Origin of the sequence: Pectobacterium artocarpous (genome assembly GCF_046159765.1) — a bacterium.
GTDB lineage: Bacteria > Pseudomonadota > Gammaproteobacteria > Enterobacterales > Enterobacteriaceae > Pectobacterium.
Genome location: NZ_JBJXVK010000010.1, coordinates 104,903 through 125,744 on the forward strand (window position 1 = coordinate 104,903; position 20,842 = coordinate 125,744).

Consider the following 20,842-nt stretch of genomic DNA (forward strand, 5'->3'; position numbering starts at 1 on the left):
AGTCGCCCTTGTATATTTTTGAAAGCCTTAATCTGCTTATTCAGCGTTATTTGCCAGAAGATCAGATCAAACGTTTACAGCAGGCTTATTTAGTTGCACGTGATGCTCACGAGGGACAGACTCGCTCCAGCGGTGAACCCTATATCACACACCCTGTTGCCGTCGCCTGCATTCTGGCGGAGATGCGTCTCGATTACGAAACGCTGATGGCGGCACTGCTGCATGATGTCATAGAGGACACCCCCGCCACCTATCAGGACATGGAACAGCTTTTCGGTAAAAGCGTTGCGGAACTGGTAGAAGGCGTTTCCAAGCTGGACAAACTGAAGTTCCGCGATAAGAAAGAAGCGCAGGCTGAAAACTTTCGCAAAATGATCATGGCGATGGTGCAGGATATTCGTGTCATTCTGATCAAACTTGCAGACCGTACCCATAATATGCGCACGCTGGGCTCATTGCGCCCGGACAAACGCCGCCGCATTGCTCGCGAAACGCTGGAAATATACAGCCCGCTGGCACATCGGCTGGGTATCCATCACCTCAAAACCGAGCTGGAAGAACTGGGTTTTGAGGCGCTGTATCCAAACCGTTATCGCGTCATTAAAGAGGTCGTCAAGGCCGCACGCGGTAACCGCAAGGAAATGATTCAGAAAATCCTGTCGGAAATCGAAGGACGTCTGACGGAAGCCGGGATCGCCTGCCGCGTCAGCGGTCGCGAGAAGCACCTGTACTCCATCTACTGCAAAATGCACCTGAAAGAGCAGCGTTTTCATTCCATCATGGATATTTACGCGTTTCGGGTGATCGTGAAAGAAGTCGATACCTGCTATCGCGTGCTCGGCCAGGTTCACAGCCTGTATAAGCCGCGCCCAGGTCGGGTAAAAGACTATATCGCCATTCCTAAAGCCAACGGCTACCAGTCGCTGCACACGTCTCTGATTGGCCCGCATGGCGTGCCGGTCGAAGTGCAAATTCGCACTGATGATATGGATCAAATGGCGGAAATGGGTGTCGCCGCGCACTGGGCCTATAAAGAAGGCGAAAGCAGCACCACCGCACAGGTACGTGCTCAACGCTGGATGCAAAGCCTGCTAGAACTCCAGCAAAGCGCTGGTAGCTCATTTGAATTTATCGAAAGCGTGAAGTCCGATCTCTTCCCTGACGAGATGTACGTCTTCACGCCAGAAGGCCGTATTGTCGAACTTCCCGCTGGCGCGACGCCCGTCGATTTCGCCTATGCGGTACACACCGATATCGGCCATGCGTGCGTCGGCGCGCGCGTCGATCGTCAGCCTTACCCGCTGTCACAGTCGCTCACCAGCGGCCAAACCGTTGAAATTATTACCGCGCCAGGCGCCAGACCGAATGCCGCGTGGCTTAACTTTGTGGTGAGCTCCAGAGCGCGTTCCAAAATCCGTCAGATGCTGAAAAACCTCAAGCGTGATGACTCCGTAAGTCTTGGCCGCCGTTTACTGAACCACGCGCTGGGCAACGGTCGTAAGATCTCCGGCATCCCTGAGAAATCTATTCAGCTTGAGCTCGATCGCATGAAGCTCGCTACGCTGGACGATCTGATGGCGGAAATTGGTATGGGTAATGCCATGAGCGTCGTGGTGGCGAAAAATCTGCTGAACGAACAATCTGAGCTGGGAACAACCGGGCTGCGCAAGTTGCCGATCAAAGGCGCAGATGGCGTCATGATCTCCTTTGCCAAATGCTGCCGCCCTATCCCTGGCGACCCAATCATCGCCCACGTCAGCCCCGGTAAAGGGCTGGTTATTCACCATGAATCCTGTCGCAACATTCGCGGCTATCAAAAAGAACCTGAAAAATTCATGGCGGTAGAGTGGGATAAGGTGACGGAACAAGAGTTCATCGCCGAAATCAAAGTCGATATGTTCAACCATCAAGGCGCACTGGCGAACCTGACAGCAGCGATCAACGCCGCAAATTCCAATATTCAAAGTATCAACACGGAAGAGAGGGATGGCCGCGTATACAGCGCCTTTATCCGCCTCACCACCCTCGATCGCGTTCATCTGGCCAATATTATGCGTAAAATTCGCGTGATGCCGGATGTTATCAAAGTTAACCGTAATCGAAATTAATCGTCATGACCCCTCAACGTTATGCGCGCATAAAAGAGATGCTGAACTGTCGTCAGCCGGATCTGACGATTTGCATGGAGCAGGTGCATAAGCCCCATAACATTTCTGCCGTTATCCGTACCGCGGATGCCGTCGGTGTGCATCAGGTTCATGCGATTTGGCCCACCAGCCGGATGAAAACGCTGGTTTCCTCCGCCGCGGGTAGTAATAGCTGGGTGCAGGTGAAAACCCATCGCAATATCGGTGATGCAGTTGGTCACCTGAAAGCCGAGGGCATGCAGGTTCTGGCGACCAATTTATCTGAACACGCGGTCGATTTTCGGGAAATTGATTACACCCGCCCGACCTGTATTCTGCTCGGACAAGAAAAAACCGGTATTACAGCCGAAGCGCTCAAACTGGCCGATCGGGATATCATCATTCCGATGACCGGCATGGTGCAATCGCTGAATGTCTCCGTGGCCTCGGCGCTGATCCTGTACGAAGCGCAGCGTCAGCGCCAGATCGCTGGCATGTACCAGCGTGAGGACAGCCCGTTGGATGAGGAAGAACAGCAGCGCCTGCTTTTTGAAGGGGGCTATCCGGTACTGGCACGCGTCGCAAAACGTAAAGGGCTGCCTCGCCCCCATATCGACCATCAGGGTCAGATTGTCGCGGATACCCCGTGGTGGGCCGCGATGCAATCGTCGGAGTGCTGATGAAAGGCCGCCTGCTGAACACCCAACCGCTGAGTACACTTACCGGCGTGGGTGCAAGTCAGGCAGCGAAGCTCGCGCGACTCGGGCTGGAAACCGTGCAGGATCTTCTGCTGCACTTACCTCTTCGCTACGAAGATCGCACGCATCTTTATCCTATTGGCGACCTCCTTCCTGGTATGTATGCCACCGTGGAAGGTGAAATCCTACGCAACGACATCACCTTTGGCAGCCGTCGCATGTTGACCTGCCAAATCAGCGACGGCAGCGGTATGCTGACCATGCGCTTCTTTAATTTCAGCGCCGCGATGAAAAACAGCCTCGCACCGGGACAGCGCGTTACCGCTTATGGCGAAATCAAGCGCGGTAAAATCGGTGCGGAAATTATCCATCCTGAATATCGAGTTCAGGGGGAGAGTACGCAGGTCGAGTTACAAGAATCGCTTACTCCGGTTTACCCATCCACAGAGGGTGTTCGTCAGGCCACGCTCCGCAAACTTACCGATCAGGCATTGGCATTGCTCGATGCCAACCACATTGATGAGTTGTTACCTGAATCCCTGAGCCGCTCGCTCATTAGTTTGCCGGATGCCTTGCGCACGTTACATCGCCCCCCGCCGGATATGCAGCTCAGCGAGCTGGAACACGGCAAGCACCCAGCACAGCAGCGGCTGATTATGGAAGAACTGCTGGCGCATAACCTGAGTATGCTCGCCGTGCGGGCAGGGGAACAGCGGCATAAAGCCTCGCCGCTACAGGCGCAGGACAGCTTGAAGCAGCAGTTGCTCGCCGCCCTGCCTTTCACCCCCACGCAGGCGCAAAAACGTGTCGTCGCTGAAATTGAAACGGATATGGCGAAAGACTTCCCAATGATGCGTCTGGTGCAGGGCGACGTAGGTTCAGGGAAGACACTGGTCGCTGCGCTGGCAGCATTACGTGCCATTGCCAACGGCAAACAAGTCGCACTGATGGCACCCACAGAGCTTTTAGCCGAACAGCACGCCCATAATTTCCGCCAATGGTTTGAGCCATTAGGCCTTGGAGTAGGCTGGCTGGCTGGCAAACAAAAAGGGAAAGCGCGCCAGGCGCAGCAGGATGCCATCGCTAGCGGTCAGGTTTCCATGGTTGTCGGAACGCACGCCATTTTTCAGCAGCAGGTTAAATTCAACGGGCTGGCATTGGTCATTATTGATGAACAACACCGCTTTGGCGTACATCAACGCCTTGCGCTGTGGGAAAAAGGCGAAGAACAGGGCTTTCATCCTCATCAACTGATTATGACTGCTACACCGATTCCCCGTACGCTGGCGATGACAGCCTATGCCGATCTGGATACGTCCGTCATTGATGAACTGCCGCCGGGCAGAACGCCCGTCACCACGGTTGCCATACCGGATTCACGCCGTAGCGACATCATCGAACGCGTGAATAACGCCTGTCAGCAGGAAGGACGGCAGGCCTATTGGGTGTGTACACTGATTGAAGAATCCGATCTTCTGGAAGCACAGGCAGCAGAAGCCACCCGCGAAGAACTGAAGGCAGCTCTGCCGAATCTCAAGGTTGGATTGGTTCACGGCCGCATGAAAGCGCAAGAAAAGCAAGCGGTGATGAAGGCCTTCAAACAGGGCGAACTACAACTGCTGGTGGCGACCACCGTCATCGAGGTGGGTGTAGATGTACCGAATGCTAGCCTGATGATCATTGAGAACCCGGAGCGTCTGGGTCTGGCGCAGTTACACCAATTGCGTGGTCGTGTCGGGCGAGGCGCGGTGGCATCTCACTGCGTACTGCTCTACAAAACGCCAATGAGCAAAACCTCACAGAAACGGCTTCAGGTTCTACGCGATAGCAACGATGGCTTTGTTATCGCTCAGCGCGATCTGGAAATTCGCGGACCGGGCGAATTATTAGGTACGCGGCAAACCGGCAATGCCGAGTTTAAAGTGGCCGACCTCCTGCGCGATCAGGACCTGATTCCACAGGTACAGCGCGTTGCACGCCACTTGCATGAGCACTATCCCGAACATGCCATTGCGCTCATCGAACGCTGGTTACCAGAGCGTGCACGCTACACCAACGCCTAATAGCAGCAACGTATTCTTCATTTTTCTTAAAACCTCGCCGCCAACACACATGCAGCCTGAAGTATGACATTGCATATACACTTAAATAATAAGGTTTTGCTCATTCAGATAAAATCTATGTCTAAAAGATGAGTTGGCAAACGTTTGCTTTCGACAAAGAGATCATTAAAATGCGCTCTTTGTCGTTTCAGGAACGCCAACTTACATCATGACTACCACCACGGAAACGTCCCAAACAGAAGTCGCCGCCGCACCTCAGCGCAGTGAACTCATCTATCGTCTTGAAGACAGGCCACCGCTGCCGCAAACGCTATTCGCCGCCAGCCAGCATCTGTTGGCCATGTTTGTTGCGGTGATTACTCCCGCGCTACTGATCTGTCAGGCATTAGGTTTACCCGCTCAGGATACGCAACGCATCATCAGCATGTCGCTTTTCGCTTCCGGCCTAGCCTCTATTCTGCAAATTAAAACCTGGGGCCCCGTCGGCTCTGGTCTGCTGTCTATTCAGGGCACCAGCTTTAACTTTGTGACACCGCTGATTATGGGCGGACTGGCGCTGAAAAATGGTGGAGCGGATGTTCCCACCATGATGGCAGCGCTGTTCGGTACGCTGATGGTTGCGTCCTTCACCGAAATCATTCTTTCACGCTTCCTGCATTTAACCCGCCGCATCATTACCCCGCTGGTTTCCGGCATTGTGGTAATGATCATTGGTCTGTCGCTGATTCAGGTCGGCCTGACTTCTATCGGCGGCGGCTATGCCGCAATGGGGAATAACACCTTCGGCGCGCCCAAGAATTTACTGCTGGCAGGAGTGGTGTTGCTGGTTATCATTCTGCTGAATCGCCAGCGTAACCCCTACCTGCGCGTCGCCTCGCTGGTGATTGCCATGGCGGTGGGTTATCTGGGTGCCTGGATGATGGGAATGCTGCCGGAAAATACGTCTTCGCAACACGATACGGCCATCATGGTGCCCACGCCGCTGTATTACGGTTTAGGCTTTGACTGGAACCTGCTGATCCCTCTGATGCTGGTCTTCATGGTGACATCGTTAGAAACCATCGGCGACATCACCGCGACCTCCGACGTGTCTGAGCAGCCGGTCAAAGGCCCGCTGTATATGAAACGCTTAAAAGGCGGCGTGCTGGCAAACGGTCTGAACTCGTGTCTTTCCGCCGTATTCAATACCTTCCCTAATTCTTGCTTCGGCCAGAACAACGGCGTCATCCAGCTTACCGGGGTTGCCAGCCGCTATGTGGGTTTCGTGGTGTCGCTGATGCTGATCGCGCTGGGGCTGTTCCCTGCCGTTAGCGGATTTGTGCAGCATATTCCAGAGCCGGTTCTGGGCGGTGCCACTATCGTGATGTTTGGTACGATCGCCGCTTCCGGTGTGCGCATTGTGTCCCGCGAACCGCTGAATCGTCGTGCGATCATGATTATTGCGCTGTCGCTGGCCGTTGGTCTTGGCGTGTCGCAGCAGCCGCTGATTCTGCAATTCGCGCCGGATTGGATTAAAACGTTACTGTCTTCCGGTATTGCCGCTGGCGGGATTACCGCAATCGTGCTGAATTTGGTCTTCCCACACGAAGAAAAATAGCGCCAGCCCGCAATAATTTCTGTTCAGTTCATGTAAAAGCGAACGGTGATGCAATACCGCTCGCTTTTTACTGTCTGTAACAGCATTACCTATTGAGCCTTCAGGGAAATTGCGGCATAAGAACAGTTCTCCCTGACGATTGGCATGGACTGACACGATGAAATTTATCGGGAAATTATTGCTGACCCTGCTGCTGCTGGCCTTTTTAGCGCTCGTGGTCGTATACGTATTACTGCAAACCCGTTGGGCGGCAGGCTGGGTGAGTAATTGGGTAAACCAGAACACAGACTACCAGTTGTCACTGGGCAAAATTAATCATGACTGGTCAACAGCCGATCATATCCAATTTAGCGACGTCAGTTTCGGCCAGAAAAATCAGCCGCCGACACTCGTTGCAAAGCAGGTTTCAGCCGGATTTAGCGTGCGTCAAATTACCGATCCGCGTCATTTTGCCAGCCTGAAATTAGAAGGCGGTACGCTAAATCTTTCCTCACAGGCCGCCACACTCCCTATCGAGGCCGATGTGCTACAGCTGCGCACGATGGCACTGCAGGCGAAAGACGGCGATTGGCGGCTGAATGGTCAACAGATTAACGGTGGAATGACACCGTGGCAGCCCGAAGCGGGCTATCTGCTGGGCAAACAGGGGCAGTTCCAGCTCAGCGCCCGTTCACTCGAACTCAACGATATTCCTGCCAGTCAGGTCTTGGTTCAGGGCGAAATCAACCATAACCAGCTGATTCTTAGCAATTTCGGTGCCGATGTTGCCCAAGGGCAGCTAACGGGCAACGCCAGTCGCGCAGAAGACGGCAGTTGGCAGATCGGTAACCTCCGGCTCAGCAATGTCCGTTTGCAAACGCAGAGAACGCCAGAAGCCTTCTGGCAGCCCGTTACTGAACTGCCTTCCGTTACGGTTGACCGTTTTGATCTGATTGATGCCCGTATCGAAGGGCCGGGATGGGCGTTTATCGACCTGGATGTTGCCCTGCAAAATGTCACGTTTAAGCAGAATGACTGGCAGAGCGAAGGCGGAACACTGTCGTTCAATGCAACCGACATTGTGAATGGCAACATGCACCTTATCGACCCTATCGTGAATCTGGATTTGTTACCGGCGGGCGTTAACATCAAGCAGTTTTCTGCGCGCTGGGAAGGGGGTTTACTGCGAACCAACGGCAACTGGCAGCGTAGCAACCGACGTTTACAGCTGAATGAATTTGTTGTCGCAGGGATGGAGTACACACTCCCCAGCGACTGGCGTCAGCGGTGGCAAGCGACGCTGCCATCTTGGCTGGCAGAAGTGAATGTGCAAAAATTCACGGCTAATCGCAACCTGCTGATCGATATCAACCCGGATTTCCCCTTCCAGCTCACCGCACTGGATGGCTATGGCAGTAATCTGTTGCTGGCTCGCAACCACCAGTGGGGGGTATGGGAAGGATCGCTTAATCTTAATGCCAGCGACGCGACGTTCAATAAAGTCGATGTTCGCCGCCCCTCAATGGCGCTGGTGGCCAACGACAACCAGATAACCATCAATGAACTCAGCGCATTTACGCAAAATGGCATGCTGGAAGCCAAAGCGACCATCAATCAGCAACCGGCACGCAATTTCTCCCTGTCGCTGACAGGACGTGCCGTGCCTCTGGAGGTTCTGACGCGCTGGGGATGGCCAGAACCCACCACCGCACCGACCAGTAATACGAATCTGCAATTGCAGTTAAATGGACGACTCACCGCCGATACGCCGCTGAAGCCGACACTAAACGGTACGCTGCAAGGTGTGGATAGCAATGACCGCCCTATCAGACAGCAAATGCATCAGGGAACCGTGACAGAAACGCAGTAACTATCGGATCGCCAAAATGCGGATCTTCAAAACGCAGGTTTTCAACATATCCGAATATCCACCATGACGTCGCGTGTTGAAACCGCAGTGTTGAAAAACATAGTCGTGTTGGAAAAACATAGTAGACCCCGTGATTTTCACGGGGTGCTATGGTCACAGGGTGCGACGGCTACGAGATACTGCTGACTGGCATGAGGAATGGTGTACTAATGAGAAGAACGTCATAGTCGGTGGTCGGGTTAATCTACTTCAGAGCCGCCCTCTTCCAGCGGCGCATCCGGTTGAGCAGGCAGCACGATATACACCCCTTCAAATAACGCCCCTTTACTGTCATCACCGAAGAGCTCGACATCTAGCTGCACGCGCGCTTTACGTCCACGCGCCAGACGATCCAGATCGCCACTCAGCGACCCTAAATCGGCAACGGCGCTCGGTCGGCCACTCACCGGTGTACTGTAACGGATGTGCGCATCCGCCAGAATAATCGTTCCGCCGAGGTGCCGTTCACGCAGCAGCAGCCAGATCAGTCCCCAGCCGGTAAGCGTAGCAAGAGAAAACATGCTGCCAGCAAAAAGCGTGTGGTGCGGGTTCTGATTGCCCGTTTCAGGCATAGTGGTGATAAATTGTTTCCCGGTGTACTGGCTGATCCGTACCCCCATCTTTTCACTCAGAGGGATGTGATCGTACCAGGCCTGTTGCAACTGTCCGCACCAATCAGGGCGGTGCAAAATATCATCCAGCGTCGCCACCGGTTTGATCATCAGAAAGTGCCGCACAGGCGTCGTTTGTGGCGCAGTGATCTCTCCCTGATTAACAAAGCCTAACTTGGAGAAGAAATCCATTGCGTCTTCACGGGCGCTACAGACCACGCGCTTGACGCCTTCCTGACGCGCGACAGACTCCAGGGTAATCGCAAGCAACGTGCCTAACCCTTTTCCCCGCACGTCGGGATGAACCGCTAAAAAGCGGATTGCCGCCTCATTATCCGCATTGATGGAAAGGCGCCCAATCGCGACCAATCTTCCCTGCTCATCCACCACGGTTTGGTGATGCGCCAGGGCATCGTAGGCGTCACGCTCAGAGCCTAGCGGCTGGCGCAGCGGTTTACGCAGCATTTCCCAGCGGAATTGATAGTACGCATCCAGTTCTTCTGCGCTTTCAGGTACTCTCAGATGATACATAACCCTTCCTCTATACCGAGATGCCCCATTGCATCGGGGCTCATAAGATCAGACTGCAGACAAACTGATACACAGCGCGATAACCGTGACGGTGCCTGCAACGCTATGTCTGTAGCCAGAACGTCACCGGGCCGTCATTCACCAATGCCACTTTCATATCCGCCGCAAACTGCCCTGTTTCCGTGTGAACGCCTTGCTCACGACACTGTCCGACAAAATACTGATAGAGGCGATCGGCCTCCGAGGGATGCGCACCGCGAGAAAACCCAGGCCGCATGCCACGCTGCGTATCAGCCACCAGCGTAAACTGCGAAACCACCAGCACGTTGCCGCCAGCCTGACGAACATTGAGGTTCATTTTCCCATCATCATCACCGAATATGCGGTAACCCAACACACGCTCGCAGAGTCGCGTGGCTTTTTGTTCGTCATCCCCCAGCTCAACGCCCAGCAAGATCAGCAAACCTTTATCGATTTTCCCAATCACAGTGCCTTCTACCGTAACGCTGGCGTGGGATACTCGCTGAATTAGCGCAATCATAAAATCCAACTACTCATGATGTCATCATTCCCAATAGGGGCCGTGTGCCCCTGCGATATAAATCATGCTTTAGCTGTCGTCGCCTGCATAGCGAAAAAGTCCGGCACCACCTGACGATCGGTCACTAGAATGCTGTGAATGCCCAAACTCTGTGCAGCATCGACATTCGCGGCATTATCATCAAAAAAGACGGCCTTCGCTGGCGTCACGCCTTCCTGCGTCAGAACATAGTGGTAAATCGCCAATTCTGGCTTACGTAATCCAATGTCTTGTGACAGATAGATTCTGTCGGCCGATGCCCCCACTTCCGGAAACAACGCTGGCCAATGTGAACAATGGAGGCGATTGGTATTCGACAGAATCACCACGCGGTGACCTTCCTGACGCAGGCGCTGCATGATGTCGATAACCTCAGGACGCAACGCGACAAAAATAGCCTGCCAGCCAGCGGTGAATTGCTCGAAGCTCAGGGCAATGCCCATTTCCTGACACAGTCTGGTCGCAAATTCTTCATCACTGATCTCGCCCCGCTCATGCTGTTCAAACGCTTCACCCATCACGAAACGTTCTTGCAACGTCGCAAGCGGCGCACTGCTCAGATTACTCCAAACGCCTAATACTCTTTTGAAATCAATATCGATGACAACATTACCCAAATCAAAGATATACAGCATGGCAGCCCCCTCCTGACGTAATCGTAGGATTTTCACTGTAGCGGGAAATGGCGAAACTGAACAGGGAGGAAATATAAGGAAAGGTTAAAGTGGAAGAAAGCACATAAAATTCAGGGCACCCGAAGGTGCCCTGTTGCGTAACTCGACAAATCTGTCTGAAATTAGACGTCTTTGCTGCCGCGGCTGGCGCGTTTACGGTCGTTTTCGGTCAGGTGACGCTTACGAATACGGATAGACTGTGGCGTAACTTCAACCAGTTCGTCGTCATCAATGAACTCCAGCGCTTGTTCCAGAGACATTTTGATCGCCGGAACCAGCGTGGTCGCTTCATCAGTACCCGATGCACGCATGTTGGTCAGTTTCTTACCGGTCAGACAGTTTACGGTCAGATCGTTAGAACGTGAGTGAATACCGATGATCTGGCCTTCATACACTTCTGCACCGTGTCCGAGGAACAACTTACCACGATCTTGCAGGCTGAACAGTGCAAACGCGACCGCTTTACCCTGGCCGTTAGAAATCAGTACACCATTTTGACGCTGGCCGATATCGCCCGGACGCACGTCATCGTAGTGGCTGAACGTGGAGTACAGCAGACCCGTACCAGACGTCATGGTCATGAATTCGGTACGGAAACCGATCAGGCCACGAGCAGGGATCAGGTAATCCAGACGGATACGACCCTTGCCATCTGGGATCATGTCTTTCACATCACCTTTACGCTCACCCATGGCTTGCATGACTGAACCCTGATGCTGTTCTTCGATGTCCAGCGTCACGTTTTCAAACGGTTCCTGATTACGGCCGTCGATAACGCGGTTAATCACTTTCGGACGTGATACGGCCAGTTCAAAGCCTTCACGGCGCATGTTTTCGATCAGAACCGACAGGTGCAATTCACCACGGCCGGAAACGCGGAACGCATCAGCGTCTTCGGTTTCGTCAACGCGCAGGGCAACGTTGTGTACCAGCTCTTTGTTCAGACGCTCGAGAATCTGGCGCGAGGTCACATACTTACCTTCTTTACCGCAGAATGGTGAAGTATTGACGTTAAAGAACATGGTAACGGTAGGTTCATCGACGCTCAGTGCTGGCAGCGCTTCGACATTTTGCGGATCGCAGATGGTGTCGGAAATGTTCAGCTCGCCCAGACCGGTAATTGCGATGATATCGCCCGCTTCCGCTTCAGTCGCGTCGATACGCTCCAGACCCAGGTGGGTCAGCACTTTACCGACTTTAGCGTTACGGGTTTTGCCTTCGCTATCAACAATCGTTACTTGTTGGTTAGGCTTAACTTTACCGCGTTTGATACGACCGATACCGATAACGCCAACATAGTTGTTGTAGTCCAACTGAGAAATTTGCATCTGGAACGGCGCATTCATCTCAACCTGAGGCGGGGAAACGTGATCGACAATCGCCTGATACAGCGGGGTCATATCTTCCGCCATGTCAGTATGGTCGAGACCCGCAATACCATTCAGCGCAGAAGCATAAATGATCGGGAAATCCAGTTGCTCGTCAGTCGCATCTAGGTTCACGAACAGGTCAAATACCTGATCGACAACCCAGTCAGGACGCGCGCCTGGACGGTCAACTTTGTTGATAACCACAATCGGTTTCAGACCGTTGGCAAATGCTTTTTTGGTCACAAAACGCGTTTGCGGCATCGGGCCATCCATCGCATCAACAACCAGCAGTACCGAGTCAACCATCGACATGACACGCTCAACCTCGCCGCCGAAGTCGGCGTGTCCTGGGGTATCTACGATGTTAATGCGGTAGTCTTTCCAATTAATGGCGGTATTTTTTGCGAGGATGGTAATTCCACGCTCTTTCTCCAAATCGTTGGAGTCCATTACACGCTCGGTTGCTTCGACACGTTCACCGAACGTTCCGGATTGTTGCAACAACTTGTCAACCAGGGTGGTTTTTCCATGGTCAACGTGCGCAATAATGGCGATGTTACGCAAATTTTCGATCACAGCTTTGCCTCAGGCATTTAGAAATAGCGCACTATTGTACACGTATTAATCGAGGGACTAAACAAGATCACAAGCATCTATGATAAACAACCTAGAGCTGCCTGCTTTGTGATCCCTTTCACGGTGCAAAAGCGCTACAAGCGAACATTAACGCTCTAAATTGGTGCGTTAATTCACATATTGAGCACCATTTTGGTGCTTTAAACTATAATGGTGCAGTGGATTTCCGTGAGAAAGCCCCAAGTAGCAACACATTGCACACATTTAAAAAGTTGGCACACTTTTAGCTTTAGTCTACTCACAGCAACAACATCAATCCACAACGATATTCGTTCCACGACGATAAATGACCAATCGGGAGAACCAAGTATGTCCGCAGAACATGTTTTGACGATGCTGAATGAGCATGAAGTGAAGTTTGTTGATTTACGCTTCACGGATACTAAAGGTAAAGAGCAGCACGTCACCATTCCGGCTCATCAAGTCAACGCCGACTTCTTCGAAGAAGGTAAAATGTTTGATGGTTCCTCGATTGGCGGCTGGAAAGGTATTAACGAGTCAGACATGGTTCTGATGCCCGATGCCAGCACAGCGATGATCGATCCGTTCTTCGAAGATTCCACGCTGATCATTCGTTGTGACATCCTCGAGCCAGGCACCATGCAGGGCTACGATCGTGACCCGCGTTCTATCGCGAAACGTGCGGAAGATTTCCTGCGTTCTTCCGGCATTGCCGATACCGTCCTGTTCGGGCCAGAGCCAGAATTCTTCCTGTTCGATGACATCCGTTTCGGCAGCAGCACGTCCGGTTCCCACGTGGCTATCGACGACATCGAAGCTTACTGGAACTCTAGTAAAGAATACGAAGGTGGTAACAAAGGTCACCGTCCAGGTCTGAAAGGTGGCTACTTCCCGGTTCCACCTGTCGATTCATCACAGGACATCCGTTCTGCTATGTGTCTGACCATGGAACAAATGGGTCTGGTTGTTGAAGCTCACCACCACGAAGTGGCAACCGCTGGTCAGAACGAAGTGGCTACCCGCTTCAACACCATGACCAAAAAAGCGGACGAAATTCAGATCTACAAATATGTCGTGCATAACGTGGCTCACGCCTACGGTAAAACTGCGACCTTCATGCCAAAACCCATGTTCGGTGACAACGGTTCTGGTATGCACTGCCACATGTCTCTGTCTAAAGACGGTACTAACCTGTTCTCTGGCGACAAATACGGTGGCCTGTCTGAAACCGCACTGTTCTACATTGGCGGTGTTATCAAGCACGCTAAAGCCATCAACGCCCTGTCGAATCCAACCACCAACTCCTACAAGCGTCTTGTCCCTGGTTACGAAGCTCCTGTTATGCTGGCTTACTCCGCACGTAACCGTTCTGCTTCAATCCGTATCCCGGTTGTTGCCAGCCCGAAAGCACGTCGTATCGAAGCACGCTTTCCGGATCCAGCAGCTAACCCATACCTGTGCTTCGCTGCACTGCTGATGGCTGGCCTCGATGGCATCATCAACAAAATCCACCCTGGCGATGCGATGGACAAAAACCTGTACGATCTGCCTCCAGAAGAAGAAGCAGAGATTCCAAAAGTTGCAGGTTCTCTAGATGAGGCCCTGGCTGCACTGAACGAAGACCGTGAGTTCCTGACCCGTGGTGGCGTGTTCACCGACGACGCTATCGATGCTTACATCGAACTGCGTAAATCTGAGATGGATCGCGTTCGTATGACGCCGCACCCAGTTGAGTTCGAACTGTACTATAGCGTTTAATAACGACAGCGTTTAATAACGATAGCGTCTACTATCTATTTCGGCGTGGTTGGGTGTGCTGATATCCGACCATGACCGATAAACAACAGAATACTAAGAAGTTTTTTTGTTGCCGTGGAAACGCTTCAGCCCATCTTCGGATGGGCTTTTTTCACCACCGGCATTGGCCGTTCGACGTAACATCCATCATTCACACTACAATGCACCACGATGGTGCGGGAGTCTGCGTTATGGCAACAGGCACGCTGCCCGATGCTGGGCAGATCCTCAATTCTCTGATAAACAGCATTTTATTGCTGGATAACGATCTGGCGATTCACTATTCCAATCCGGCTGCACAGCAATTACTGGCACAAAGCTCGCGTAAATTATCCGGCACACCACTGCCCGATTTGCTGGGATATTTTTCTCTGAATATTGATTTACTGCGTGAAAGTCTGGATTCAGGACAAGGTTTTACGGATAACGAAGTTACCATCGTCGTGGATGGCAAAGCACACATCATGTCGCTCACCGCTCAGCGGGTACAAAACGATTTTATCCTGCTGGAAATGGCGCCGATGGATAACCAACGCCGTCTCAGCCAGGAACAGCTTCAACATGCACAACAGCAGGCCGCTCGTGATTTGGTCCGAGGCTTGGCGCATGAGATAAAAAATCCGCTTGGCGGATTGCGTGGTGCCGCGCAGTTGCTTGCTAAAGCGTTGCCCGACCCGGCGTTGACGGAATATACCAAGGTCATCATTGAACAGGCGGATCGCCTGCGTAATCTGGTCGATCGCCTGCTCGGGCCACAGCAGCCCGGCTTGCACGTCACCCAAAGTATCCATCAGGTCGCCGAACGCGTTTGCCAGCTTGTCTCACTGGAAAAGCCAGATAACGTGACGCTGGTGAAAGACTATGACCCCAGTCTGCCAGAGCTGACGCACGACCCTGACCAGATTGAACAGGTACTGCTGAATATTACCCGCAATGCGCTACAGGCGCTGGGTGAGGAAGGCGGGACGATTACGATTCGTACCCGCACGGCTTTTCAGCTCACGTTACACGGCGTGCGCTATCGCCTCGCCGCACGCATTGACGTGGAAGATGACGGCCCCGGCGTACCTGCTCAACTTCAGGACACCCTGTTTTACCCGATGGTGAGCGGACGCGAAGGGGGAACCGGTTTAGGGCTTTCCATCGCCCGCAGTCTGATCGATCAGCACTCAGGTAAAATTGAATTTAACAGTTGGCCAGGACACACCGAATTCTCGGTTTACCTGCCCATTCGCCAGTGAGGTTCACAATGCAACGAGGGATAGTCTGGATTGTCGATGACGATAGCTCCATCCGTTGGGTGCTTGAGCGCGCGCTTGCTGGTGCGGGTTTAACCTGCGCAACGTTTGAGAACGGAAATCAGGTACTGCATGCGTTAGCAACACAAACCCCCGACGTTCTGCTGTCCGACATCCGCATGCCAGGGATGGATGGATTGGCGCTCTTACAGCAAATCAAACAGCGTCACCCTATGCTCCCGGTCATCATTATGACGGCACATTCTGATTTGGATGCCGCCGTCAGCGCTTATCAACAGGGTGCATTCGACTATTTGCCGAAGCCATTCGATATTGATGAAGCCGTTGCGCTGGTTGAGCGTGCGATCAGCCATTATCTTGAACAGCAGCAGCCGGTACGTAACCAGCCGACCAATGGCCCGACAACGGACATTATCGGTGAGGCGCCCGCGATGCAGGATGTCTTTCGCATCATCGGCCGCCTGTCCCGCTCGTCGATCAGCGTACTGATTAACGGCGAATCGGGAACCGGTAAAGAGCTGGTAGCACATGCTCTGCATCGCCACAGCCCGCGCACCAAAGCGCCTTTCATCGCCCTGAATATGGCGGCTATTCCCAAAGATTTGATCGAATCAGAACTGTTCGGCCATGAAAAAGGGGCGTTTACGGGCGCCAACCAGATTCGTCAGGGTCGCTTTGAGCAGGCCGATGGCGGAACACTATTTCTGGATGAAATCGGTGACATGCCGCTAGACGTGCAAACACGTTTGTTACGCGTATTAGCAGACGGACAGTTTTATCGTGTTGGCGGCTATGCTGCGGTGAAAGTGGATGTTCGCATTATCGCGGCAACGCACCAAAATCTTGAACAGCGCGTGCAGGAAGGCAAGTTCCGTGAAGACCTGTTCCACCGCCTCAACGTGATCCGCGTCCATCTGCCGCCGCTGCGTGAGCGTCGGGAAGATATACCCCGTCTGGCACGTTATTTCTTGCAGGCCACCGCCAAAGAGTTGGGCGTCGAGCCAAAGAATCTGCATCCAGAAGCAGAAACGGCATTAACGCGCTTACCGTGGCCCGGCAACGTGCGCCAACTGGAAAACACCTGCCGCTGGCTGACGGTTATGGCTGCCGGTCAGGAAGTGCTGATTCAGGATCTGCCGCCTGAACTGTTCGAGACCACGGCACCGGATTCCACCGTGCATATTCTGCCGGACAGTTGGGCCACGCTATTGGCACAATGGGCCGATCGCGCGCTGCGTTCCGGGCATCAAAACCTGCTGGCGGAGGCCCAACCGGAAATGGAAAGGACGCTACTGACAACAGCACTGCGGCATACCCAAGGGCATAAGCAGGAAGCGGCAAGATTGCTGGGATGGGGGAGAAATACCCTGACACGTAAATTAAAAGAGTTGGGAATGGAGTAGCGAGATTGTTTTTTATTACTCAATTGTTAACAAATAAATTGATGATAAAAAATACAATCTGGCGCACGAAATTGTCATTAATTTGTCCTTTACTTGCCTCGGGTCAGCAGTATGATCGTGTCGCTGATTCGGGAGGAACACCATGCTGGACTCATTGATTTCCGCTGCAACACACGGCGCTGAAATTGGCTCCGCGGCAAGCCATTCGCCGCAGGCTGCTATTGCCGCCGTTTTGTGTGCTGCACTGATTAACTTCTTTAGTTGATCATAAAAAACACGAGAACAGCCAGTCGATACTAACATCGACTGGCTGTTTTTTTGGTTAAATCACGCGGGAAAATTGCTGCGTTCTGAGCTTGTTGCGCAGATAGACGTCAAAACACATGCAGATATTGCGGATCAGCAAACGTCCTTTCGGCGTAACCACCAGCCCGTCATCATGACTCTCGACCAACCCATCAGCCACCAGCGGAGCCAGCAGCGCTAAATCCTGCTCAAAGTAGGTTTTAAAATTGATAGCATATTCCGCTTCAATGGGCGCATAGCTGAGTTGGAAATTACAAATCAGCGTCTTAATCACATCGCGGCGCAGACAGTCATCACGCGTCAGCTGTAACCCGCGCCACAGGCCATTTCCTTTATCTTTGACCTGCGCATAATACGGCTTCAGCTCTTTCTGGTTCTGAGCATAACTATCACCGATCATACTAATCGCTGAAACTCCCATACCAAGCAGATCGCTATCGCCCTGCGTCGTATAGCCCTGGAAATTGCGATGCAGCTTCCCTTCACGCTGTGCCACCGCCAGTTCGTCGTCCGGGCGGGCAAAGTGATCCATACCGATAAACTGATAGCCCGATTGCGTCAGCGACCCAATCGTCTGTTGCAGAATATCCAGCTTTTGCTCTGCGCTCGGTAAATCCGCTTCTTTAATCTTGCGCTGCGCAGCGAACAGGCTGGGTAAATGCGCATAGTTAAAGACGCTAAGCCGGTGCGGGCTTAATTCCGCAACGCGCTGTAGCGTAAAGGCGAAGCTTTCCGGCGTTTGCTTCGGCAGACCGTAAATCAAATCGATATTGGTTGACGTGAAGCCCAGCGCCTTTGCCCGCTCAATAAGGGCAAAGATAAAGTCTTCATCCTGTTCACGATTGACCAGCTTCTGAACGTCTTTATTAAAATCCTGTACGCCCATGCTCAGGCGATTAAACCCTTCGGCGCGCAAATGATCGAGGACGTCCAGCTCAATTTCTCGTGGATCGACTTCAAGCGACAGCTCAGCCTGCTCGGAAAAAGAGAACAGCTCACGCAGCAGCGACAGCAGTCGACTAATTTGTGCTTTATTCAAGTAGGTTGGCGTACCGCCGCCCCAATGCAATTGTGTCACCGTTCGCCCGGCGAATAGCGGCGCACGCTGGCGAATTTCCTGCTCCAGCACATCAAGGTATTCATCCGCTTTATGCTGCTGCCGCGTAACCAATTTATTGCAGCCGCAGAAATAGCACAGCCGATGGCAAAAAGGGATATGGATGTACAGCGACAGCGGTCGCTGTGGATAACGAGCGATGGCCTGCTGAAACGCCGGCTCATCGTAAGCTTCACTGAATTCTAACGCTGTGGGATAAGACGTATAACGCGGCCCAGAATAGTTATATTTTTGAATCAGAGCCAGATCCCAGTCAACGGGCAGTATCGACATATTCGCTCACTCCTTCCAGTTTTTACTCGGTGGGCTATCCTTCCCCTCCTTTAGATCACCAAAAAATGGCGCTCAAAAACGTTTCCTACGTTTTGTTACTCGTCTCATCCTTGAGACTCGCCCTAAAGGGCCGTCACCTTGTGACGTTCAAAAACGCTCCCGGCGTTTTTGTCTTGGGCGTTGGCGTTGAACCTGATTCATGCGCCCGTTAAACAGGGCGCGATGCAACCGGTGCTTACGCTTCGACAATAGCCATAGTTTACTGAACAGACAGAGCAGATAAAACGCAACCAGCAATATCAGGAACAGAAACAGCCATTTCATTGATTAGAACGCGTCTTTCGCATTATTGCGTTTCAAAAGCTGCAACATATCTTCCTGCTGTTCTTCTTCGTCATCATCACCCAGCTCAATGCCAAGCTCTTCCATCAGGATATCAATACGATCCAACGTTTCATCAACCCATGACTGATCTTTGGCACTCAGCGTTTCACCGCTATCCAGACGATCCAACAAGGCATCCAGACGTGAATCGTTTTCTAACATTTCCAGCTCTTCTTCCGGAGACATTGTCGGCTTGGCAGCAACGACTTTCTCCACAGGTGCAGAAGGCTTCGACTTAGGCTTCGGTTTCTCGATGGCACTATCTAACACGCCAAGCGGTACAGGTTTTTTACTACCAATACGTGGATCGGCTGCTTTACGCTGACCAGAACGCTGATCGGTGGACGCTTTTTCCTGAGTTCGGCTGCCCGCCGCGTGACCACGATGCTTTTTATCTTTCTTCCGCTCGCGCGCTTCGCGCTCTAACTCTTCGCGAGTCTTTCTTTTTACTTTGGGTTTTCCCGCCTTATCGGCAGCCCCTTTGACAGGTCGGTTCATAATGTTGTTCTCAGGTACACAGATATAAGGAAAGTGCGGCGGAATCTAGCAGAAAGCCCAAGAATAAAAAAGCGTCCACATCAGACGGCTGAGCTTTGAGGCAGATAAACCCGCCTTTATTGTCAGTTACAGGTATAATCCCCAACCAGACAGAGATCCAGATAGAGATAACCATCGTGACCCAGCAATATAACTACCACATGACGCGTTTTATCATTAGCGCCCCGGATATTCGCCACCTGGCAACAGATAGCGGTATTGAAGTGGCCTTTGCTGGGCGCTCTAACGCCGGAAAATCCAGCGCGCTGAACACGCTGACCAACCAGAAGAACCTGGCACGAACCAGTAAAACGCCGGGCCGTACCCAACTGATCAACCTGTTCGAGGTGACCGACGGCGTGCGTTTGGTCGATCTTCCCGGCTACGGCTATGCCGAAGTGCCGGAGCAAATGAAGATCAAATGGCAACGTGCGCTCGGTGAATACCTGCAAAAGCGTAACAGCCTGAAGGGACTGGTGGTACTAATGGATATTCGCCATCCGCTGAAAGATCTTGATCAGCAAATGATTCAGTGGGCAGTCGATGTCGAGCTTCCCGTCTTAGTGCTGCTGACCAAAGCCGATAAGTTGGCCTCTGGCGCACGTAAGGCACAGTTGAATAGGGTTCGCGAGGCTGTCTTGCCATTTATGGGTGATATTCAAGTCGAGGCGTTTTCATCACTGAAAAAACTCGGCGTCGATAAACTACGGCAGAAATTGGATAACTGGTTCAGCACGTTGGAACACGCTGAAGAAGAGCAAGAAGCAGAATAATCCTTTCGCGTGGTGCGAAGTATCATCACTCGCATCACGCCCCTACTTTCCCGCAATGCCCCCCAGCAGAGACATTCTTTTCACCCTCGAAACCGCGCTAACACCTTGCTGCCAGCCGCGTAGCCACCGCTGTTTTGAGGGTAAAAAAACCTGAATAAGCCCCATAAAAAACGCCCCGCTCAAAACTGAGCGGGGCGGCTAATATTCAGCCAAATCCGATTACGTGAAGTAAAAGGTCTGAAAGATAGAACATCTTAC

At 52.5% G+C, this 20,842-nt stretch carries 18 protein-coding genes; 10 read left to right on the forward strand and 8 right to left on the reverse strand.

Annotated features, from left to right (window positions below):
* Positions 1–8 precede the first annotated feature (8 nt).
* The 5 genes from spoT (at position 9) to ACKQAD_RS08730 (ending at position 8,333) form a co-directional block, all read left to right on the forward strand.
* A complete protein-coding gene (spoT, locus tag ACKQAD_RS08710; RefSeq protein ID WP_409159793.1) occupies positions 9–2,108 on the forward strand; it encodes a bifunctional GTP diphosphokinase/guanosine-3',5'-bis pyrophosphate 3'-pyrophosphohydrolase in 2,100 nt (699 codons plus the stop codon).
* 5 nt (positions 2,109–2,113) lie between these two features.
* Complete coding sequence (trmH, locus tag ACKQAD_RS08715) at positions 2,114–2,806, forward strand: tRNA (guanosine(18)-2'-O)-methyltransferase TrmH (RefSeq protein ID WP_225086302.1); 693 nt, start codon at positions 2,114–2,116, stop codon at positions 2,804–2,806.
* Positions 2,806–4,887 (forward strand): ATP-dependent DNA helicase RecG, encoded by a 2,082-nt coding sequence (recG, locus tag ACKQAD_RS08720; RefSeq protein ID WP_409159818.1) that lies wholly within the window; start codon positions 2,806–2,808, stop codon positions 4,885–4,887. Before trmH ends, recG begins: the two co-directional genes overlap by 1 nt.
* A gap of 208 nt (positions 4,888–5,095) precedes the next feature.
* Positions 5,096–6,484: a nucleobase:cation symporter-2 family protein gene (locus tag ACKQAD_RS08725; protein ID WP_409159794.1), complete on the forward strand. Its 1,389-nt coding sequence runs from the start codon at positions 5,096–5,098 to the stop codon at positions 6,482–6,484.
* A 157-nt stretch (positions 6,485–6,641) separates the two neighbouring features.
* The gene (locus tag ACKQAD_RS08730; protein ID WP_409159795.1) at positions 6,642–8,333 is read left to right on the forward strand and encodes an AsmA family protein; all 1,692 of its coding nucleotides are present in this window, start codon (positions 6,642–6,644) and stop codon (positions 8,331–8,333) included.
* Between the two features lie 239 nt (positions 8,334–8,572).
* On the opposite strand, the gene fabY is transcribed toward ACKQAD_RS08730, so the two are convergent.
* From fabY to typA, 4 genes are all read right to left on the reverse strand, one after another.
* A complete protein-coding gene (gene fabY / locus ACKQAD_RS08735; RefSeq protein WP_409159796.1) occupies positions 8,573–9,514 on the reverse strand; it encodes a fatty acid biosynthesis protein FabY in 942 nt (313 codons plus the stop codon).
* A gap of 103 nt (positions 9,515–9,617) precedes the next feature.
* Positions 9,618–10,055, reverse strand: coding sequence for a D-aminoacyl-tRNA deacylase (gene dtd, locus ACKQAD_RS08740; protein ID WP_409159797.1), 438 nt, complete (start codon positions 10,053–10,055; stop codon positions 9,618–9,620).
* 62 nt (positions 10,056–10,117) lie between these two features.
* A complete protein-coding gene (yihX, locus tag ACKQAD_RS08745) occupies positions 10,118–10,729 on the reverse strand; it encodes a glucose-1-phosphatase (protein WP_409159798.1) in 612 nt (203 codons plus the stop codon).
* Positions 10,730–10,890: 161 nt separating this feature from the next.
* Positions 10,891–12,714 (reverse strand): ribosome-dependent GTPase TypA, encoded by a 1,824-nt coding sequence (typA, locus tag ACKQAD_RS08750; RefSeq protein ID WP_409159799.1) that lies wholly within the window; start codon positions 12,712–12,714, stop codon positions 10,891–10,893.
* Positions 12,715–13,083: 369 nt separating this feature from the next.
* Here typA and glnA point away from each other — a divergent pair, with 369 nt between their 5' ends.
* From glnA to ACKQAD_RS08770, 4 genes are all read left to right on the forward strand, one after another.
* Positions 13,084–14,493, forward strand: coding sequence for a glutamate--ammonia ligase (gene glnA, locus ACKQAD_RS08755; RefSeq protein ID WP_409159800.1), 1,410 nt, complete (start codon positions 13,084–13,086; stop codon positions 14,491–14,493).
* 230 nt (positions 14,494–14,723) lie between these two features.
* A complete protein-coding gene (glnL, locus tag ACKQAD_RS08760) occupies positions 14,724–15,773 on the forward strand; it encodes a nitrogen regulation protein NR(II) (protein WP_010298136.1) in 1,050 nt (349 codons plus the stop codon).
* Between the two features lie 8 nt (positions 15,774–15,781).
* Entirely contained in the window at positions 15,782–17,194 is a 1,413-nt protein-coding gene (glnG, locus tag ACKQAD_RS08765) for a nitrogen regulation protein NR(I) (protein WP_409159801.1), read from the forward strand.
* 142 nt (positions 17,195–17,336) lie between these two features.
* Entirely contained in the window at positions 17,337–17,459 is a 123-nt protein-coding gene (locus ACKQAD_RS08770; protein ID WP_010298130.1) for a YshB family small membrane protein, read from the forward strand.
* Between the two features lie 57 nt (positions 17,460–17,516).
* On the opposite strand, the gene hemN is transcribed toward ACKQAD_RS08770, so the two are convergent.
* The 3 genes from hemN to yihI all read right to left on the reverse strand — a co-directional run bounded on the left by hemN (position 17,517) and on the right by yihI (position 19,772).
* Positions 17,517–18,890: an oxygen-independent coproporphyrinogen III oxidase gene (gene hemN / locus ACKQAD_RS08775; RefSeq protein ID WP_409159802.1), complete on the reverse strand. Its 1,374-nt coding sequence runs from the start codon at positions 18,888–18,890 to the stop codon at positions 17,517–17,519.
* Between the two features lie 147 nt (positions 18,891–19,037).
* Positions 19,038–19,214, reverse strand: coding sequence for a hypothetical protein (locus ACKQAD_RS08780; RefSeq protein WP_409159804.1), 177 nt, complete (start codon positions 19,212–19,214; stop codon positions 19,038–19,040).
* Between the two features lie 3 nt (positions 19,215–19,217).
* Positions 19,218–19,772, reverse strand: a complete 555-nt coding sequence (gene yihI, locus ACKQAD_RS08785) for a Der GTPase-activating protein YihI (RefSeq protein WP_409159805.1) — start codon at positions 19,770–19,772, stop codon at positions 19,218–19,220.
* A gap of 176 nt (positions 19,773–19,948) precedes the next feature.
* Here yihI and yihA point away from each other — a divergent pair, with 176 nt between their 5' ends.
* On the forward strand, positions 19,949–20,584 hold the full coding sequence (gene yihA / locus ACKQAD_RS08790; protein WP_409159806.1) for a ribosome biogenesis GTP-binding protein YihA/YsxC: 636 nt from the start codon (positions 19,949–19,951) through the stop codon (positions 20,582–20,584).
* Between the two features lie 205 nt (positions 20,585–20,789).
* On the opposite strand, the gene spfP is transcribed toward yihA, so the two are convergent.
* A complete protein-coding gene (gene spfP / locus ACKQAD_RS20375; RefSeq protein ID WP_071892919.1) occupies positions 20,790–20,837 on the reverse strand; it encodes a small protein SpfP in 48 nt (15 codons plus the stop codon).
* Between the last annotated feature and the right edge of the window lie 5 nt (positions 20,838–20,842).

Excerpts from the sequence above, each read along its gene's own strand:
- trmH (WP_225086302.1), top strand. The coding sequence starts at position 2,114 with ATGACCCCTCAACGTTATGCGCGCATAAAAGAGATGCTGAACTGTCGT.
- recG (WP_409159818.1), top strand. The coding sequence starts at position 2,806 with ATGAAAGGCCGCCTGCTGAACACCCAACCGCTGAGTACACTTACCGGC.
- ACKQAD_RS08725 (WP_409159794.1), top strand. The coding sequence starts at position 5,096 with ATGACTACCACCACGGAAACGTCCCAAACAGAAGTCGCCGCCGCACCT.
- ACKQAD_RS08730 (WP_409159795.1), top strand. The coding sequence starts at position 6,642 with ATGAAATTTATCGGGAAATTATTGCTGACCCTGCTGCTGCTGGCCTTT.
- fabY (WP_409159796.1), bottom strand. The coding sequence starts at position 9,514 with ATGTATCATCTGAGAGTACCTGAAAGCGCAGAAGAACTGGATGCGTAC.
- dtd (WP_409159797.1), bottom strand. The coding sequence starts at position 10,055 with ATGATTGCGCTAATTCAGCGAGTATCCCACGCCAGCGTTACGGTAGAA.
- yihX (WP_409159798.1), bottom strand. The coding sequence starts at position 10,729 with ATGCTGTATATCTTTGATTTGGGTAATGTTGTCATCGATATTGATTTC.
- glnA (WP_409159800.1), top strand. The coding sequence starts at position 13,084 with ATGTCCGCAGAACATGTTTTGACGATGCTGAATGAGCATGAAGTGAAG.
- glnL (WP_010298136.1), top strand. The coding sequence starts at position 14,724 with ATGGCAACAGGCACGCTGCCCGATGCTGGGCAGATCCTCAATTCTCTG.
- glnG (WP_409159801.1), top strand. The coding sequence starts at position 15,782 with ATGCAACGAGGGATAGTCTGGATTGTCGATGACGATAGCTCCATCCGT.
- ACKQAD_RS08770 (WP_010298130.1), top strand. The coding sequence starts at position 17,337 with ATGCTGGACTCATTGATTTCCGCTGCAACACACGGCGCTGAAATTGGC.
- hemN (WP_409159802.1), bottom strand. The coding sequence starts at position 18,890 with ATGTCGATACTGCCCGTTGACTGGGATCTGGCTCTGATTCAAAAATAT.
- ACKQAD_RS08780 (WP_409159804.1), bottom strand. The coding sequence starts at position 19,214 with ATGAAATGGCTGTTTCTGTTCCTGATATTGCTGGTTGCGTTTTATCTG.
- yihI (WP_409159805.1), bottom strand. The coding sequence starts at position 19,772 with ATGAACCGACCTGTCAAAGGGGCTGCCGATAAGGCGGGAAAACCCAAA.